The 1,654-nt window shown below is 46.7% G+C and carries 3 protein-coding genes; 2 read left to right on the top strand and 1 reads right to left on the bottom strand.

Features of this window, described 5'->3' with window-relative positions; genetic code table 11:
- Both EZI54_RS24690 and EZI54_RS23640 read left to right on the top strand, forming a co-directional pair.
- Positions 1 to 545 (top strand): DUF6883 domain-containing protein (locus tag EZI54_RS24690; RefSeq protein ID WP_207389340.1); only part of this gene is annotated, 545 nt, incomplete at its 5' end.
- Between the two features lie 6 nt (positions 546 to 551).
- Positions 552 to 749 (top strand): DUF4926 domain-containing protein, encoded by a 198-nt coding sequence (locus EZI54_RS23640; protein ID WP_131484300.1) that lies wholly within the window; start codon positions 552 to 554, stop codon positions 747 to 749.
- A gap of 453 nt (positions 750 to 1,202) precedes the next feature.
- Here the strand turns inward: EZI54_RS23640 and EZI54_RS23635 are convergent, their stop codons facing one another.
- Positions 1,203 to 1,526: a hypothetical protein gene (locus EZI54_RS23635; RefSeq protein WP_131484299.1), complete on the bottom strand. Its 324-nt coding sequence runs from the start codon at positions 1,524 to 1,526 to the stop codon at positions 1,203 to 1,205.
- Positions 1,527 to 1,654: the final 128 nt, after the last annotated feature.

Below are 1,654 nucleotides of genomic sequence, written 5' to 3'. Positions count from 1 at the left end.
ATGTGGGTCTGCTTACCCATCTGGGCAAGATGGTTAAGGCGTTTGGTAAAGCCGTTCGGAAACAGCGCCTGAGGCGCATCTGGCGTGATGCTGACCTGCACCGTCAAACCCTTCTTGAGGATACGGCGCCCAGTCGGGTGGATGGGCTTGAACTGAAGTCTGCTGAACACGTTCCAGACGAAAATCCAAAGCTAGTTGAAGGCGCTCATTCATTAATCGGTGCTGATAATGCAGCCATTAATCCTAAAAAGCTGACAGAGTACGCATTGAATCCAGATCATCCAGTTGGTGGTCATAAAGCACGAGTGTTCAAGTCGGCTTTAGGATTTGATAAAAGCAATGCTGATGATCTTATGACGCAACTTAAGCAAGGTGTGAAAACGAATACGCCTATACCCGGTAAGGTAGACCAATATGGCGAACGTTTTACAGTGGAAATTCCTGTGGTTGGTCCAACCGGTGAAGGCATTGTAAAAAGTGGCTGGATCTATAAACCCGGTTCAAATGTACCTGAGTTAACGACTATCTTGGTGAAAAAAGGATAAGTGATTATGTCTTTTAAAATTAATGATGCAGTTATACTCAAGGAAGGCATTCCAGAGGAAGGTCTAAAAGCGGGTGCAGTTGGTGTTGTCGTTGCCGAGTTTTCCGAGCCAAATGAGGCTTATGAAATAGAGTTTCTCGATGACGATGGCGATTTGCTAGCTCAGCTAGCACTGTTGCCTGAGCAGCTATCGAAATTCGAATGATGTTCCAGACACATCATTTCTGCCCGGCAAGCGGAAGATAAAAGCGACCGGGCAGGATTTACAAAGCCATGAACAGTCCTTGCGCCAAACGCGCTAACCAGCCAATCAAAACGGCAAAGTGGCTAGAGGTTGATGAGGAAACCGGAGAGTATATCGATTGCCCGGTTAATCAATACGGGGAGTCCAGCAAAGGAAAACTTTTCGGCTTGTTCGCTCAAGGGCGGTATTGGCTGAAGAGGGCATTCCGATGGGAAATTAAGCGCCCCAAGAAGGCTGAACCGAAGGTTGTATCTGACGGCTCTTGGCTGGATCGCCTGAAGCCGTTAACCCACGTCAGGGACGCGGCATAAGCGGAAATCGCCGCATTGCCCGACTATACCGCCTATGCCTGGGAGAAACTGAGTGGCGAAGTTTGCTCGCCACCTTGGAGTTCTGCCAATAACTGCACTATGACTACCTAACAGTTCTTTTAAATGAATCCAATAGGGAATACTCAAATGCAGGTAAATCTGCATCATTAACATCGGAATAGATCTCCTTAACGAAGCTAATGGCATCGTCAATTTCTGGAACTCTATCTGAAAAATGTTTTTTATATTCGTAATCAAGCTTCCGTGCCAATTGATACGGAATGCCAAATTCTTCCAATGCAAAAAAAGCAGGCTGAATTCCCAGATTTTCAATTTGGAGCGCATAATATTCTAGTGCATCGGTGGCTATCGAATCGCCTAAAACTTCCTCAGCTATATTTAAAATCGCCTTTATTGCTCTTGGCAAGCCCCCTCTGTCAGCCTAGTTGTCCAGTAGGCGATTTCGCCTGATTTTTCCGAGTCGGGGCGGCATGGGAGCATGTCATGCCACGTTATTCCGAAGAACGTAAAGCCGCAGTGCTGAAGAAGTTGTTG

This window comes from Marinobacter halodurans, from assembly GCF_004327985.1.
Lineage (GTDB): Bacteria > Pseudomonadota > Gammaproteobacteria > Pseudomonadales > Oleiphilaceae > Marinobacter_A > Marinobacter_A halodurans.
This window is presented reverse-complemented; position numbering and strand designations above follow the sequence as displayed.